Raw genomic sequence first — 15342 nt, 5'->3', positions numbered from 1 at the left:
CTACAGCACTCCCTTCGTAGAAGGCACACCCTTCACACGTGGATCAATCAGTGTCGCTTCATCGAGTGCCCGTCCGAGCGCCTTGAATACAGCCTCAATCATGTGATGTGTGTTAGAACCGTAGTGTACGATCACATGCAGCGTAATCCGAGCTTCCAGTGCGAACTTCCATAAGAATTCCTGAACAAGCTCCGTCGAAAAGCTTCCCACCTGCTGTGAAGGATACGTTGCACGATATTCAAAGTGTGGGCGATTGCTGATATCGATCACAACCTGCGCCAACGCCTCATCCATCGGTACAAAAACACTCGCATAACGTTTGATTCCCTTTTTATCACCAAGTGCTTCGTGCAGCGCTTGACCTAGGCAGATCCCGATGTCTTCAACCGTGTGGTGATCATCAATTTCGATATCTCCTCGCGCCTGTACTGACAGGTCAAACTGGCCGTGCTTCGTAAATAGGTCCAGCATATGATTCAGAAAAGGAACATCCGTCTCCAGCTCGGAAACTCCACTTCCATCTACGTTAAGAGACAGCTTGATATCCGTCTCGTTTGTTTTACGGCTTAATCCTGCTTGGCGCAAGGCCTGTTCATTATTGTTCTCCATATCCGTCTCCACCTTTTCCTTCGTTCTTGAGTCGAATCTCAATAGCTCGTGCGTGGCCCTCTAACCCTTCGCGACGTGCCAGCTCTATAATGGTCTTCCCATCCCGCAGGAGGGCTTCTTTACTGTAATAGATCAGACTTGATTTCTTTATAAAATCATCCACATCCACTGGCGACGAGAAGCGTGCCGTACCATTGGTCGGGATAATATGATTCGGTCCGGCAAAATAGTCGCCCACAGGCTCCGAGCTATACGCTCCCAGGAAGATCGCCCCAGCATTCTCGATGCTGCCCACAAGGCCCATTGGATCCTCGACAACAATCTCTAGATGCTCTGGTGCCAACCGATTCACTACGGAGATTCCCTCCTCCATAGATTCCACAACAATGATCGCCCCGTAATTTTCTACGGATGAACGGGCGATCGCCTGTCGCGGCAGCTCCTGTAGCTGACGCTCCACTTCAGCAGCCACGCTATCCGCCAAGCTCTGCGATGGCGTGACTAGAATCGCTGAGGCCATCTCGTCATGCTCGGCCTGCGAGAGCAGATCCGCTGCGACATAGGCCGGCTCAGCGGTCTCATCTGCGAGCACGACAATCTCGCTTGGTCCCGCGATACTGTCGATGTCCACGGCGCCATATACCTCGCGTTTTGCTAGCGCGACGTATATGTTGCCGGGCCCACATATCTTATCTACCGGCGCTATGCTCTCCGTCCCAAAAGCCAAAGCAGCTACCGCCTGCGCTCCGCCCACACGGTAGATTTCATTCACCCCTGCTTCTGCAGCAGCAACCAGGATGTAAGGATCAATCCCTTCTTTGCCGCCGGTGGATGGCGGGGTTACCATAACGATCTCCGGCACGCCTGCGATCTGTGCAGGGATCACGTTCATCAGCACCGAGGAAGGATAAGCTGCCTTACCACCAGGAACATATACCCCTACCCGCTTCAGCGGACGAATAATCTGTCCCAGAATAGTGCCATCGGGCTGCAAATCCATCCACGAATTCCGTTTCTGTCTAGCATGAAAAGCCCGGATATTGGCTGCGGCTGCTTGAATAGCGGATACGAAAGATTCCTCTACTCGACCATACGCCGCCTGAAGCTCTTCCGGCGTTACCCTCAGCTGATTCGGCGTAAGCGTGACCCGATCAAATTGCGCCGTGTAGCGAAGAAGTGCCGTGTCTCCTTCTTTTTTAATCGCGGTCACAATTTCCTTTACCGCCTGATTTTGTTCTGGCGTTCCATACTCGACTTCTCGCTCTAGCTTAAAATCCTTGCTCGATACAACCTTCATCGCCGGTTCCTCCCTTTACCCCTTAACATCTGTCACCTACCGCAAATTTGGTTCCCCTATAACCGCCTGTAGTCGGTCACACAGCTGCTGTATCTCTTCATTTTTCATCCGATAGCTCACACGATTGGCCACAAGACGGCTCGTAATTTCGAATATGCTCTTCATTTCAATTAATCCGTTATCCCGCAGCGTTTGGCCCGTCTCTACCATATCCACGATACGATCAGCGAGACCAATCAGCGGCGCAAGCTCAATTGAACCATTCAGCTTCACGACTTCAACCTGCTGTCCCTGCTCCCGAAAATATTTTGAAGCCACATTCGGATATTTCGTCGCTACACGCTGCTGAATCCCCGGCTGCCAGTTCGGCAATCCAATGATCGACATCCGGCATCGAGCGATGCCAAGATCAAGCAGCTCATATACATCACGATCTTCCTCCAGCAATACGTCCTTGCCCACGATTCCAATGTCGGCCACACCATATTCTACATATGTAGGTACATCTACTGGTTTAGCTAATATAAATTCCATGCCTGCCTCAGGCAGCGGAATAACAAGCTTGCGGGATGCCTCACCATCCGGTGGAATCGGGAGACCTGCCTGGCGGAACAGCTCAGCAGCCTTTTCATAAATCCGACCTTTTGGCATAGCGACCTTCAAAATCTGTGCCATCGTTAAGTTGCCTCCTTTTCCATTTCCATACAAAATTTATCTTAACCGCTCATTCTTGCTAGCGATATCTCAGCCATGCTCACTTACAAAAGATACAAAGGTATAGATTTCGCCGTACCGCATACCATCTGCTTCGATCGTATCCGTATCTAGACGCTTCACCGTTTCAAGCTCTTCTGGACCTGCTGCCAGTCTAGTCACTACTGCGTGCCCTTCCGACCGTAAGCGTGTTGCCTCTTCCAGACCTTCTTTTCTGCGAGTAGCATCATATTGGATCAAGATAGGCAGCTCTTCCTCTTCGCTCGATCCAGCCACACCATCGAGAATACGATTCGTTTTTAAAGAAAAACCTGTAGAAGGGATCGGACGTCCAAACTGCTGAAGGAGATTATCATATCTGCCTCCACTACATACCGGAAACCCTAATTCCGCTGCATAGCCTTCGAAAGTCATCCCTGTATAATAAGAGAAGTCCCCGATCATCGTCAGATCGATCAGCACATGCTGTGATACGCCGTAAGAGACCAGTACCTCCCACACCTTGCATAAATGATCTATCGAATGACGGGCAAGCGGATGATCGCTAAGCTCCAGCGCCTGTCCACAAATCTCCTTGCCTCCACGCAAACGTAACAGTCCATCCAGTTCATTCTTCTGAGCTTCCGTCAGATCCAGCCGGCGTAAGGTCTCCCGAAAAGAGACGTAGTCACGGCCCAACAAATGACTTTTGAGCTCCTCCTGAGCCTCCGGCAATTGTGGAAGTGCCTCTTGAAATAAACCATTCAGAAAGCCTACATGCCCCATAGCGATTTTAAAAGATTTCACACCCGCAGCCTGTAAAGATGAAATTGCGAGCGCCACTACTTCAGCATCAGCCTCAGGTGAATCGTCACCTACCAGCTCGACCCCTGTCTGGAAAAACTCCGCTTCCCGCCCTGCTTCTTCCTCAATGGCACGAAAAACATTAGCGTGATAGGACAACCGCAATGGCAATGGCTCATCCTTTAATAAAGATGCCACAACACGGGCAACCGGAGCTGTCATTTCAGAACGAAGCACTAGCGCCTGACCACGATTGTTGAGCAATTTATAAAGCTTTTGGTCGGACGTAGAGCTAGCCACGCCAACTGTATCGTAATATTCTAGCGTCGGAGTCATCATTTGCTGATAACCCCAGCGACTCATGCAATGCAGTACATCATTCTCAATTTTGCGTAATTTCGTTACAGCCCGGGGCAGATAGTCCCGAACGCCGGACGGCTTCTCAAATCCCTTTGGTTTGGACATCTTCATTGTTCACCTCGTCAGTTATCATTAGATACTGTTTATATTTACTTTACTATGGTAAAGTGGTAACAAATTAAAGTATTTTCAATATCGTATCATGGTCACTGCTTTTTCGTCAATCTAACGGGGTAAAGCTATGACTTCAATTCTAATGCTTGTATGCTTAAAGCTTGTCTACCTAGGTTGAATTGTTCACAAAGAAAATCTAAATCAAACACTTATGTACTTCGAACCAATACTTGGGAATCCCTTTATTTTGCCTCCACGTTTATCCAATACTATAATGAGCTAATATGATTGTACTTCATAATTCTGTAATTAGTGTTCTAAAAATCTACTTACAACTAGAAAGAAGGGCTAATGCGTGACTAAATCCTATATGATTGGCGTTGATATTGGAACTACAAGTACCAAAGCAGTTCTCTTCGAGGAAAAAGGAGCCATAGCTGCACAAGCTAATGTAGGATATCCCTTACATCAGCCCTCACCCTCAATAGCGGAGCAGGACCCAGAACAAATCCTGAGTGCAGTCTTCCATACTATCTCTGAAGTTATGCGGCAAAGCGGTGTATCTGCGGATGCAATCCTTTTCGTCTCCTTCAGTTCTGCCATGCACAGTGTCATTGCAGTTGATAAACTGGGTAAGGCCCTAACTGCCTGCATCACATGGGCTGATAATCGCAGTGCCGGATGCGCACTTCGTTTGAAGGATGAGCTAAACGGCCATGAATTGTATCTACGCACAGGTACACCTATACACCCAATGTCTCCGATCACCAAGCTAATGTGGCTTCGGGAAGAACATCCAGAAGTGTTCCAACAAACCTATAAATTTATTTCCATAAAAGAATACATATTCGCAAGACTGTTTGGCGAATACATCATCGATCATTCCATTGCCTCTTCCACAGGCATGCTCAATCTGGAGAATCTAGAATGGGATAAAGAAGCTTTGGAGATTGCCCACATTACAACAGATCAACTCTCGCGGCTTGTTCCCACCACGCAGATTATGCAAGGGCTGCTCCCTGGTCTGGCAGAGGAGCTTTTGCTGCTCCCTACAACTCCATTTGTTGTTGGCGCCAGTGATGGCGTCCTGTCCAACCTCGGCGTAGGCGCAATTGAGCCCGGTGTAGTGGCCGCTACGATTGGTACGAGTGGAGCAATTCGTACCGTAGTCGATCACCCGCTCACCGATCCCAAAGGACGGACCTTCTGTTATAACTTAACCCCAAAACATTGGGTGATCGGAGGCCCCGTCAATAATGGTGGCATGCTGTTCCGCTGGGTACGTGACGAGTTCGCGGCCTCTGAAGTTGAAACCGCCAAACGACTAGGCATTGATCCTTACGAGGTTCTGACTCGCATTGCAGAGCAAGTTCCTGCGGGAAGCGGTGGACTTTTATTCCATCCTTACTTGACTGGAGAACGAGCACCGCTGTGGAATCCGGATGCTCGGGGCTCCTTCTTTGGCCTTACTATGAACCACCATAAGGAGCATATGATTCGGTCAGTACTAGAGGGCGTAATCTTCAATATGTATATGGTTCTCCTTGCTATGGAAGAGCAAATCGGACGCCCAAGCAGAATCCTTGCCACAGGCGGTTTCGCCCGCTCCTCAGTGTGGCGGCAGATGATGGCTGATATCTTTGATCAGGAGGTTGTCATTCCGGAGAGTATCGAGAGCTCCTGCCTCGGTGCGGTTGTACTTGGCCTTTATGCTACGGGTCGTGTAGATTCATTTGATGTGGTGTTTGACATGATTGGTTCAACCTATAAACATGATCCATTGGATGAACATACCAAAATATACAAGCAGCTGCTGCCGATCTATATTTCTGTCTACCGTAGTCTCGAAAGCCAGTATCAAGCCATTGCAGAATTTCAGCGAGAACAAGCTGGAGAATAAGGCAAAAATAAAAAGCGTCGGCCTGCCCACATATGTGGGAAAACCGACGCTTTTATATTTCCTTGCAATAGACTATGCACTTTTAGATTCTGCTTTTGCTTTCTGTGGACCCGAGCCGAAGATGATCCAAGCCGATTTAATATATCGGAAGGCAAAGGCCACTACCACCCATGAACCTAACAACGCAAAGAGCCAACCCCCAGCAATCGCTGCGGTATATGCAAGAGAACCCCCGTGAAACGGTAATTTTCTATAGAAAAACAGTAGTAACGGATGCAGTAAATAGATTCCAAAAGAGCAAGCTCCGGCAGATAACAACAGTCTTGTGAGCAAGCTTCGGCCCGCTCCGTACAATAAGAAGGAGACTTGTAGCAACACCACACAAGAGAGTAGCGCATGAAGGTTAGAGAATCCTTCATACCATAAACTATTGATGACTGTTTTCTTCGTATAGTTGTTAAACCATAGCTCAACATGAACAACCCCAGCTACGATCCACAACAACCACAACGTAATCCATACCGGACCTTTACCGGCACGCCAGCCTTCACGTGAAGGTACCAGCCATTTTTTCAAAGAAGGATAATATACTGCAATCCCAGCACCCAGCAAGAAATACGAGAAATAAGTGATTGCCAGACTGCCCTTGGACAACTGCCAATACCCGTTATTAGTCATGTATTTATTCAGCAGCACAAAACCCCATTGTAGAATCAATCCGATTAGCGGTGCCCAAGCCGCCAGACGACGAACCTTTTGCAGACACCACAGAATGAGTGGAAACAATACATAGAACTGAATAATGATAATAATATAATACAAGTGCGTGTATGCTGTTCCTGTCCACAAATACTTCCAAAGCTTAGAAGCCATCTCCCCTGGAGGTAAACTCCATGTATGTCCCGCCGTCATTTTTAATGCAAAATACAACAGTGAAAATAGTACATAAGGCACGATAATATAAAGCAGCCTTCTACTGTAGAACTTCCCCAGCGTCTTTCCGCCCAGAGGACGATCAATATAGTTATAGAACAGCACGAACCCACTCAAAAATATGAATGAAGGTACAGCGAACTGGCTGAATTTATTAATAAATAAGAACGGATGAAACATGTTTGTACCTAGTGTCTCCGCCAACGTTCGCGAAGTAGCATGAATAGCTAGCACTGTAAAAATAGCAATCGCTCGAAAAATATCCAGCTGCGGAATTCTTTCTTTTTGTCTCATTATCTTTCCTCCTGTTAAGCTCCGCATCAAAATGATGCCAAATCAAGTATTAACCTTCCTCATCTCCTCCGAGGCATGTCCTGACTTTACCTTGGAACTAGACTCTAGAGACCGAGGAACACTTCCCAAGAAGATCCATGACTTAGGAATTCGGCGAAAAGCAAACTGCACCATGAACCAGCTTCCTCCCAGTGCAACTACAAGTCCTCCATAGATGAAGAAAACATAAGTTAGCGATTCGAGGGGAATATGATATCGGAACCTGCGATATATCGCCAGCAATAGCGGATGAATCAAATAAATTGCAAATGACAACTCACCTAAACGAGTCAAGAAAGCAACGATCACACGAGGGGCCTTTCGATAAAGCAAAAATGTAGCGTACAACAGAACCAATGCCGATAACATCGTATGAACATTCCATAACAGCTCGTACCACAGCGAATCCGTCCACACCCCAAAATGGCGGGCTACATACCATAGCTGCACATGGATAAAGGCTGCAATTAACCACAAGCTCACTAATAAGGCAGTCCATCTCTTTTGCTTGGCAGCCAGCTCACTCCATGGCTTTATCAGCCACAGCTTCACCTTCTCAAAGTGAATGGCGAGATAAGCACCCATCATATAATAGGCCAGGTAGGAGATCGCCAAGCTCCCTTTTTCAACAATGTGCAGTTCGTACTTATTCCAAAAAATAAAACCCCACTGAAGCGCCAAACCCACCGGTATCGCCCATTTCATTAAGAAGCGGGAACTCTGCAGTAGCTTAAGCAGCACTGGAAAAAGCAAATAAAACTGAATGCTAATAAAGACAAAATACAAATGCGCATATGCGGAACCCGAGAATAACGCTCTAGAAAAGCTTAACAAGTTATCTCCAAGGCTCTGCATCAATCGTCCGTTCACATATAGAGTTAGTGCATAATAGCCCATAGAAGCTAGCAAATAAGGCAGTAAGATATACTTTAATCGCCGACGGTAGAAATTAATGATCAAGCTACGTGTCACAGGACGACCATAATAATTATAAAACAATACGAAGCTGCTAAGGAAAATAAATGAGGGCGTACCGAATTTAAAGAAAATGTTAATCCAGTTCAGCCAGTAATAATAAGGTGAATGCAGTGCCTGCTCTCCAGCAGCAAAAGATGAGGCATGCACATGCAGCACACCTAATATAGCTAGAGCTCTGAAAATATCCAGCTGGGGCAGCCTTTCCTGTCTCACAGTATTCATATTAAATTCCTCTTCTCTACTATGATGGTTGTTCATAGAGACGCTAAGCGGAATGTGGAAACTGAACATACCAGGAAGTCTGCACTTGCTGAATTTACATTCTGATATTTGACGCTGAATGCCTAGCGTGGGATTTACGTGATTACTAAGGTTAATTATACCGCCTACATCCGAATAAAAAACTTAAGAAGATCTTAAAGTTTTCTTAATATGCTTCTCCAAGACGCAAGAAACCCTGCAGATCCTGCGCTAAAAAAACGCAATATGAAACTGCAGGGTTTACGAAGCATCTTTTACACTTGTTCCGAAGAATCTTCCGATGAAGCTGGACGTAGCTCTCGCAGTGGATTGCCTCCTACAAAAGAGCCAGCCGCCACGTTCTTGTGTACTACTGATCCTGCGGCAACAACTGCCCAATCACCGATGGTTACACCGGGAAGAATCGTTGTATTCGCGCCAATCAATACATTTTCACCAATCACTACTTCTCCCAGGCGATACTCCTTGATTAAATACTCATGCGCCAGAATCGTCGTGTTATAACCGATAATAGAGTTCTCACCCACCGTTATTTTTTCCGGAAAAAATACATCTACCATCGCCATCAGACCGAAGGAGGTATGCTTGCCTACCTTCATCCCGAGAATCCGACGATAGATCCAGTTCTTTAACGGTAGAATCGGGCAATAACGGGCAATCTGAATAAAAATAAAGTTGCGGACACCCTTCCACGGGCTGACCGTACGGTAAATGTACCAAAGTGAGTTATGACCTTCTACAGGATATCGGGTTACGTTTCTCACGATTCACTCGTTCCTCGCTCCACAATTTCTATAATATCTTTCATGTTATGGATGATATAGTCGGGATCATACTTGCGGAGAGTCTCTTCGCCTTTTAAAGACCACGATACTCCAGCCGCATATACACCAGCAGCTTTTGCTGACTGAATATCAACCGTACTGTCACCCACCATCAGTGTTTTACGAGGATCAACGCCAAGGTTATTGACTGCTGTCAGAACAGGCTCTGGATGTGGCTTTGGTTCAGTAACATCGTTCACCGTCACAATCGTATCCATGTACTTTAGCAAATCAAACATCTCAAGCGATTTAATCGTTGTTGGACGAATTTTTGTAGTCACAATCCCCATTTTAATTCCACGACGTAAGAGCTCTTCCATTGTCTCATTCACTTGAGGAAAGGGACGTACTAACTCATCGTGATGTTCATAATTATAAGAACGGTAGGATTTCTCAAGCGCACCACTTACATCCTCAAGTCCAGAGAAGACTCTCATCTGTTGCTGAAGGGTTGTGCCCATATGCGGAATAATCTCTTCCCTAGTGAGTGGAGCTAGACCATTGTCCTTCAGCGCGTACATAAACGAACTAATAATTAGCTCATTCGTATCGACAATCGTTCCATCTAGATCAAAAAGAACGCATTCTATCATAAGCTTTACTGCTCCTTCTTATCTCCGTCCGCAGGCTGTCCTTGCTCAGGTTGAGCCCCGTGACGAGCTTTCTGCGGTGTATTTACTGCGCTTTCAGGCACTATGGTATCTGCTTTGATCGGTTTAGTACATACGATAGGATCAGAATAATGTGCTTTAGGCTCTCCAGTGACCCTACGAATAATGATAAGCAGTACAGCTGCGACGATGATCAGTAGAGCAAGCAGCTGAGAAATACGAATATTTCCATAGCTTGGGTCCAAGTATCCTTGCTCAAAGCCTAACCATTCCATCGGTTTCCACAATCCGTTCATAAAGGATGCCAAGCCTGCACTTCCATTAAAGGCCAAGCTGTCCGTACGTATGGCTTCAATGAAGAAACGACCGATGGAATACCATATAAAGTAAGACATGAAGATCTCACCGGCTCGCACAAACTTCTGACGACGAAGAACCATTAGTAGCGCGATACCCAGTAAGCTCCAAAGAGATTCATACAAGAAGGTCGGATGATGAAAAGCATCCCCTATGTACATTTGGTTCACAATGAAGTCAGGTAAATGCAGTTTATCCCGTAAAAAAGACTCTTCAACCACGCTGCCGTATGCCTCTTGGTTGACAAAGTTTCCCCAGCGTCCAATCATTTGACCTGCAAGTAGTCCAGGTGCACAAATATCAACGATACGCCAGAAGGGGTAGCCTTTATAGCGGAAATAAATAATTCCGCAAATAATGGCTCCAATTAACGCACCGTAAATGGCGATGCCACCATTCCAGATCTTAAAGACATCTATTAAATTATCCTTATAATCCTCCCATTTAAACGCTACAAAGTAAATCCGTGCCCCAATAATGGCCGAAGGCACACCTAGCAGCAGCATATCCATAAAGAATTCTTGTGGTATACCAAACCGTTTGCCCTCGCGGATCGCAAGAAATAACCCCGCGAGTGCACCGAAACCTAGTATTAATCCGTACCAGTGTACTTGCAGTGATCCAATTGAGAAGACAATAGGATTTAGTGCTAATGGGAACATTCTCTCACACTCCTAATCGAGATCATCCATATCTTCAGATATGGTCGCAGTTAGCTTATTCGTGAACTGCAGGGCTGCATTAAAGCCCATTTGTTTCAGGCGATAGTTCATCGCTGCAACCTCTATAATAACTGCAAGGTTACGTCCTGGGCGTACGGGAATCGTTACAAGCGGAACATCAGTGTCAATAATCCGTGTCGTTTCCTCATCAAGTCCAAGTCGATCATACTGCTTGTCTTGCTGCCAAGCTTCCAATCTAACAACAAGTGTAATCCGTTTATGATTACGAATGGCACCCGCACCAAAAAGTGTCATTACATTAATGATACCTACTCCACGGATCTCCAGTAAATGACGGATTAACTCAGGGGCTGTACCATGCAGCTGGTTATCTGAAGTCTGACGGATTTCTACGGCATCATCAGCAATCAATCGATGACCGCGTTTTACAAGCTCAAGGGCTGTTTCACTTTTACCAATCCCACTACTACCCGTAATTAGCATACCTACACCATATACATCACAAAGTACGCCATGAATAGTCGCTGTAGGAGCTAATTTTCCTTCTAGGAAGCTCGTCAAACGGCTGGAGAAAATAGTCGTAGCCATCGAGCTGCGAAGCACAGGAAGAGCCTTTTCATTACTTATGTCAATTAACTCTTGAGGCACTTCTAAACCACGTGTAATTACAATACAAGGTGTGTTATCATTGCAAATTCCACGAAGTCGGCTTTTCCGCTCAGCTTCGGGCAGCATGGAGAAAAAAGCGAGTTCTGTTTTGCCTAGCAATTGAACACGTTCTTCTGGATAATATTCAAAATAACCAGCAATCTCTAGTCCAGGGCGATTCAGGTCATCGACCGTAATGGGTCTCTTTAGACCTTCCTGGCCGGAAATAACCTCTAATTGAAAATGCTGTACCAATTCAGATACTTTTACTTTCTTAGCCATGTAATTTCGTCCTTTCGTCACCTGCGGTATTTGTCCGCTTACTGCGTCCGGTTGGCAGCGATCTCTTTACATTCCGGAGGTAATTCTCCTGCTATCTTAATTGATAACGCTTATGAATGCAATCTTAGCGCCTAACCAAACAGGGGCCATCTAAACAATAAAGCCACCCTTTCGGGTGGCTTTATCAAGAGAGAAAAGATCTTTACAATCTTATCCCAACAAAATGTTAGCTTCGGATTCTTTATCAAAGAAGTGAATTTTGTTCATATCAATAGCCAATTTAGGCTTGCTGCCTTCGCGAGTAGTGGAACGTCCATCTACACGAGCGATTACAGTAGATTTACCAAGGCCGCTCAAGTAAAGGAGCATTTCGTGACCAAGGTTTTCAGTAACATCAACCAATGAAGTGAAGATTGTGTTCGGGGAAGCTTCCAAGAATACTGGCTCTTCATGGATATCTTCTGGACGAACGCCCATGATTACTTCTTTACCGATGTAACCTTTGTTGCGGATGATTTGAGCTTTTCCGCCTGGTACTTCAACATCAAGGTTCTCAGCACGGAAACGGATAGAACCGCTCACTTCGGACAAAGTACCATTGATAAAGTTCATTGTAGGGGATCCGATAAATCCAGCTACGAACAAGTTTGTAGGTTCATTGTACAACTCTTCAGGGGAAGCTGCTTGTTGAATGATACCATCATACATAACTACGATGCGATCACCCATTGTCATAGCTTCTGTTTGGTCATGCGTTACGTAGATACAAGTAGTTTCAAGGCGCTTAACCAGTTTAGTGATTTCAGCACGCATTTGACCACGAAGTTTAGCATCCAAGTTGGAAAGAGGCTCATCCATCAAGAAGACTTGTGGATCACGTACGATAGCGCGTCCCAAAGCGACACGTTGGCGTTGACCACCGGAAAGCGCTTTTGGTTTACGATCTAGCAAATGCTCGATATCAAGAATTTTAGCAGCTTCGCGAACTTTCTTGTCGATTTCATCCTTCTTCACTTTACGAAGTTTCAAACCGAAAGCCATGTTTTGGTATACGCTCATATGCGGATACAGGGCGTAGGATTGGAATACCATCGCGATATCGCGGTCTTTAGGTGCAACGTCATTAACTACACGATCGCCAATGTACATTTTACCTTCGGAGATTTCTTCCAAACCAGCGATCATACGCAAAGTTGTGGATTTACCGCAACCGGAAGGTCCAACCAATACTAGAAATTCCTTATCTTTAATATCAAGATTGATATCGATTACTGTTGCTTTATCTGAACCCGGGTATTTTTTGAAAATATGCTCTAAACGTACGCCTGCCATTGTATTTCCCCCTCGAGTTAATTATTAATTAGTTAATATAAAAATTCTGTTTCCTTGTACATTTATATTACCCCAGTCGGGACACTATGGCTATTTGTAAGGTTCACAAAAAACCTATTTCCTTTTCGTCACTTTATACAAAAGCATAGTAAGCTTCACAATAGCAGCGTCCCCAAAGCTTCGTACATCTGCTCCGGTCTCTTGTTTTATCTTATCCAGACGGTAAAGCAGCGTATTTCGATGGATATACAACTTCTTGGCGGTTTCACTTACATTACAGTCCATCTCAAAAAAGGTCTCCAAAGTCAGCAGCATTTCTTTATCTGATAGTACAGAGGAGTAGTCACCAATTTGTCCAAGCAACTGTTTGCGGCGTACATCAGGAATGCTGTTAACCAGACGTTCCAAATGCAGTTCCCAAGGTAAATGAATATACTCTCCTACTTGAAAAATACGACCGAGTACAATCGTCTCCCTGAGCAAAGCTACAGATCCAGTCAATCCCTTAACAGGGACTATAGCCGGAGCTACTGCCAAATGGAATACTCCTACCCATTCACTAGCTATCAGCTCATGTAACCCCATACTAGTCTGTGCTAGAAGATCATCCACACTCTCTTCTTCATCATCCTTATCATCCCCGCCCGTAAGTAATTCTTTACGAGCTAAAATTAACCATTCCTTCTCTTGAAGGGGAATGAGCAGAATTTCGTTCTCAAAATAGCTACGCAGTAATTTCATCAGTGAACGATAAGAGATCTGTGGACTATGGGCAATCTCACTACTAAGGAGGAATGGAACCATATCTCCGAATAGACGTCCCTTTAGGGTGATCTCATCGGGAATTTCAGTGTCATTCTTCTCTTGCTCTAGCTCCGTGTTCAACCAAGCGCCAAGCTGCCGCGCCTCCACTTCACCTTCTTCTCTAAGCCCTGTAGCTTTAAGTGCAATAGCAAAATTTCGAACTGCATAGTTGACCAGTTGTACTTCCAGAGAGGTGAGCCCCTCCATTTCTACCCAGACAGCGGTTATACGTCCGTCACTCTCATACAAAGGTGCCCAGAGATGACCCTCATGGATTACCAGCTGATCCTGTCCTTCTAATCCCATGCTAAAAAGAGAAGCTGAATGCTGCCTCCCTAACTGCTTGATTCCGGTTCTCTTTCCGGTGAGCTGCTCTAATTTTTTCCGCAATGTCTCACTATCCATAGTCACCATGCTCCACCACTTTTGCTCTTTTCGCCTATTTTAGCATATTCTCTTATATTATGTTAATCGCTACAGTAGCGCGCTACTATAATACAACCATAAAACACAAAAAAAGCCACCACCATAAGGTGATGACTTTCTGTTTGGGATGAGCCATGAAGGACTCGAACCTTCGACACCCTGATTAAAAGTCAGGTGCTCTACCAACTGAGCTAATGGCTCATAAATGGTGGGGGATGATGGATTCGAACCACCGAACACGTACGTGAGCAGATTTACAGTCTGATGCGTTTGGCCACTTCGCTAATCCCCCAGGGAAAAGTGGCTCGAGACGGATTCGAACCGCCGACACGAGGATTTTCAGTCCTCTGCTCTACCGACTGAGCTATCGAGCCATATTAAATTGACATAAAAATAAAGTGGTAGTATTATACTTCCCACCCTAGTCTTGTGGAAAAAATGGCGGAACCGACGAGATTCGAACTCGCGATCTCCTGCGTGACAGGCAGGCATGTTAGGCCAACTACACCACGGTTCCGCATTGATAATAATGGTGCCGGCGAGAGGACTTGAACCCCCAACCTACTGATTACAAGTCAGTTGCTCTACCAGTTGAGCTACACCGGCACGGTGTAAAAAGTATTTCTTAAAAAGTAATAATGGTGGAGGCTGAGGGGATCGAACCCCCGACCCTCTGCTTGTAAGGCAGATGCTCTCCCAGCTGAGCTAAGCCTCCAGGTATTATGGTAGCGGCGAAGGGGATCGAACCCCCGACCTCACGGGTATGAACCGTACGCTCTAGCCAGCTGAGCTACACCGCCACAATAATTAGAAATGCTATGGATTGAAAATGGCGGAGAGAGTGGGATTCGAACCCACGCACCGCTTACGCAGTCTAACCCCTTAGCAGAGGGTCCCCTTATAGCCACTTGGGTATCTCTCCAAACGATATCAGTACCACAGCAATCCAAACAGGAATTTGACTCCCTGAAAACTGAATCCGAATTGAATTTGCGTATTAAGTATAGGATAAGCCCTCGACCGATTAGTATTGGTCAGCTCCATGCATTACTGCACTTCCACCTCCAACCTATCTACCTCGTCGTCTTCAAGG

13 protein-coding genes, 8 tRNA genes and 1 rRNA gene are annotated in these 15342 nt (G+C 45.8%); 1 reads left to right on the top strand and 21 read right to left on the bottom strand.

Annotation, left to right across the window (positions count from 1 at the left end; all coding sequences use genetic code 11):
• The 4 genes from hisB to ACFWMP_RS23390 form a co-directional block, all read right to left on the bottom strand.
• On the bottom strand, positions 1 to 609 hold the full coding sequence (hisB, locus tag ACFWMP_RS23405; RefSeq protein WP_036687073.1) for an imidazoleglycerol-phosphate dehydratase HisB: 609 nt from the start codon (positions 607 to 609) through the stop codon (positions 1 to 3).
• On the bottom strand, positions 596 to 1906 hold the full coding sequence (gene hisD / locus ACFWMP_RS23400) for a histidinol dehydrogenase (protein WP_042184000.1): 1311 nt from the start codon (positions 1904 to 1906) through the stop codon (positions 596 to 598). The genes hisB and hisD overlap by 14 nt, the downstream gene beginning before the upstream one ends.
• Before the next feature lie 36 nt (positions 1907 to 1942).
• Positions 1943 to 2581 carry an ATP phosphoribosyltransferase gene (gene hisG / locus ACFWMP_RS23395; protein ID WP_042123270.1) on the bottom strand — a complete coding sequence of 213 codons (639 nt, stop codon included), beginning with the start codon at positions 2579 to 2581 and terminating at the stop codon, positions 1943 to 1945.
• Positions 2582 to 2650: 69 nt separating this feature from the next.
• On the bottom strand, positions 2651 to 3868 hold the full coding sequence (locus ACFWMP_RS23390) for an ATP phosphoribosyltransferase regulatory subunit (protein WP_042193089.1): 1218 nt from the start codon (positions 3866 to 3868) through the stop codon (positions 2651 to 2653).
• Between the two features lie 379 nt (positions 3869 to 4247).
• Between ACFWMP_RS23390 and gntK the strand changes: the two genes are divergently transcribed.
• Positions 4248 to 5777, top strand: coding sequence for a gluconokinase (gntK, locus tag ACFWMP_RS23385; protein ID WP_339248359.1), 1530 nt, complete (start codon positions 4248 to 4250; stop codon positions 5775 to 5777).
• A gap of 72 nt (positions 5778 to 5849) precedes the next feature.
• Here the strand turns inward: gntK and ACFWMP_RS23380 are convergent, their stop codons facing one another.
• From ACFWMP_RS23380 to ACFWMP_RS23300, 17 genes are all read right to left on the bottom strand, one after another.
• Complete coding sequence (locus tag ACFWMP_RS23380; RefSeq protein WP_379424826.1) at positions 5850 to 7004, bottom strand: acyltransferase; 1155 nt, start codon at positions 7002 to 7004, stop codon at positions 5850 to 5852.
• A gap of 42 nt (positions 7005 to 7046) precedes the next feature.
• Positions 7047 to 8243, bottom strand: a complete 1197-nt coding sequence (locus ACFWMP_RS23375; RefSeq protein WP_379424825.1) for an acyltransferase — start codon at positions 8241 to 8243, stop codon at positions 7047 to 7049.
• 293 nt (positions 8244 to 8536) lie between these two features.
• Entirely contained in the window at positions 8537 to 9046 is a 510-nt protein-coding gene (locus ACFWMP_RS23370; protein ID WP_179281711.1) for an acyltransferase, read from the bottom strand.
• Positions 9043 to 9699 carry a pyrophosphatase PpaX gene (ppaX, locus tag ACFWMP_RS23365; protein ID WP_076286834.1) on the bottom strand — a complete coding sequence of 219 codons (657 nt, stop codon included), beginning with the start codon at positions 9697 to 9699 and terminating at the stop codon, positions 9043 to 9045. The genes ACFWMP_RS23370 and ppaX overlap by 4 nt, the downstream gene beginning before the upstream one ends.
• A gap of 5 nt (positions 9700 to 9704) precedes the next feature.
• A complete protein-coding gene (lgt, locus tag ACFWMP_RS23360; protein ID WP_042183990.1) occupies positions 9705 to 10736 on the bottom strand; it encodes a prolipoprotein diacylglyceryl transferase in 1032 nt (343 codons plus the stop codon).
• A 12-nt stretch (positions 10737 to 10748) separates the two neighbouring features.
• Entirely contained in the window at positions 10749 to 11687 is a 939-nt protein-coding gene (hprK, locus tag ACFWMP_RS23355; RefSeq protein WP_042183988.1) for an HPr(Ser) kinase/phosphatase, read from the bottom strand.
• 210 nt (positions 11688 to 11897) lie between these two features.
• The gene (locus ACFWMP_RS23350) at positions 11898 to 13019 is read right to left on the bottom strand and encodes an ABC transporter ATP-binding protein (RefSeq protein WP_042123255.1); all 1122 of its coding nucleotides are present in this window, start codon (positions 13017 to 13019) and stop codon (positions 11898 to 11900) included.
• Between the two features lie 114 nt (positions 13020 to 13133).
• Positions 13134 to 14228 (bottom strand): PucR family transcriptional regulator, encoded by a 1095-nt coding sequence (locus ACFWMP_RS23345; protein ID WP_379424824.1) that lies wholly within the window; start codon positions 14226 to 14228, stop codon positions 13134 to 13136.
• Between the two features lie 149 nt (positions 14229 to 14377).
• Positions 14378 to 14450: transfer RNA gene (locus ACFWMP_RS23340), tRNA-Lys, on the bottom strand.
• 5 nt (positions 14451 to 14455) lie between these two features.
• A tRNA-Tyr gene (locus tag ACFWMP_RS23335) sits at positions 14456 to 14541 on the bottom strand.
• Between the two features lie 9 nt (positions 14542 to 14550).
• Positions 14551 to 14623: transfer RNA gene (locus tag ACFWMP_RS23330), tRNA-Phe, on the bottom strand.
• 65 nt (positions 14624 to 14688) lie between these two features.
• Positions 14689 to 14766, bottom strand: a tRNA-Asp gene (locus ACFWMP_RS23325).
• A gap of 13 nt (positions 14767 to 14779) precedes the next feature.
• A tRNA-Thr gene (locus tag ACFWMP_RS23320) sits at positions 14780 to 14855 on the bottom strand.
• A 33-nt stretch (positions 14856 to 14888) separates the two neighbouring features.
• Positions 14889 to 14964, bottom strand: a tRNA-Val gene (locus tag ACFWMP_RS23315).
• Positions 14965 to 14972: 8 nt separating this feature from the next.
• Positions 14973 to 15049, bottom strand: a tRNA-Met gene (locus ACFWMP_RS23310).
• 30 nt (positions 15050 to 15079) lie between these two features.
• Positions 15080 to 15171 (bottom strand) — tRNA-Ser (locus ACFWMP_RS23305).
• Positions 15172 to 15253: 82 nt separating this feature from the next.
• Positions 15254 to 15342, bottom strand: a 23S ribosomal RNA gene (locus ACFWMP_RS23300); the annotation flags it as partial.

It is taken from the genome of Paenibacillus sp. NPDC058367 (genome assembly GCF_042723305.1).
In the GTDB taxonomy this organism is placed as follows: domain Bacteria; phylum Bacillota; class Bacilli; order Paenibacillales; family Paenibacillaceae; genus Paenibacillus_AQ.
This window is presented reverse-complemented; position numbering and strand designations above follow the sequence as displayed.

Bases quoted from the DNA above. Each gene is read 5' to 3' on its own strand.
- hisB (WP_036687073.1), bottom strand. From the start codon at position 609: ATGGAGAACAATAATGAACAGGCCTTGCGCCAAGCAGGATTAAGCCGT.
- hisD (WP_042184000.1), bottom strand. From the start codon at position 1,906: ATGAAGGTTGTATCGAGCAAGGATTTTAAGCTAGAGCGAGAAGTCGAG.
- hisG (WP_042123270.1), bottom strand. From the start codon at position 2,581: ATGGCACAGATTTTGAAGGTCGCTATGCCAAAAGGTCGGATTTATGAA.
- ACFWMP_RS23390 (WP_042193089.1), bottom strand. From the start codon at position 3,868: ATGTCCAAACCAAAGGGATTTGAGAAGCCGTCCGGCGTTCGGGACTAT.
- gntK (WP_339248359.1), top strand. From the start codon at position 4,248: ATGATTGGCGTTGATATTGGAACTACAAGTACCAAAGCAGTTCTCTTC.
- ACFWMP_RS23380 (WP_379424826.1), bottom strand. From the start codon at position 7,004: ATGAGACAAAAAGAAAGAATTCCGCAGCTGGATATTTTTCGAGCGATT.
- ACFWMP_RS23375 (WP_379424825.1), bottom strand. From the start codon at position 8,243: ATGAATACTGTGAGACAGGAAAGGCTGCCCCAGCTGGATATTTTCAGA.
- ppaX (WP_076286834.1), bottom strand. From the start codon at position 9,699: ATGATAGAATGCGTTCTTTTTGATCTAGATGGAACGATTGTCGATACG.
- lgt (WP_042183990.1), bottom strand. From the start codon at position 10,736: ATGTTCCCATTAGCACTAAATCCTATTGTCTTCTCAATTGGATCACTG.
- hprK (WP_042183988.1), bottom strand. From the start codon at position 11,687: ATGGCTAAGAAAGTAAAAGTATCTGAATTGGTACAGCATTTTCAATTA.
- ACFWMP_RS23350 (WP_042123255.1), bottom strand. From the start codon at position 13,019: ATGGCAGGCGTACGTTTAGAGCATATTTTCAAAAAATACCCGGGTTCA.
- ACFWMP_RS23345 (WP_379424824.1), bottom strand. From the start codon at position 14,228: ATGGATAGTGAGACATTGCGGAAAAAATTAGAGCAGCTCACCGGAAAG.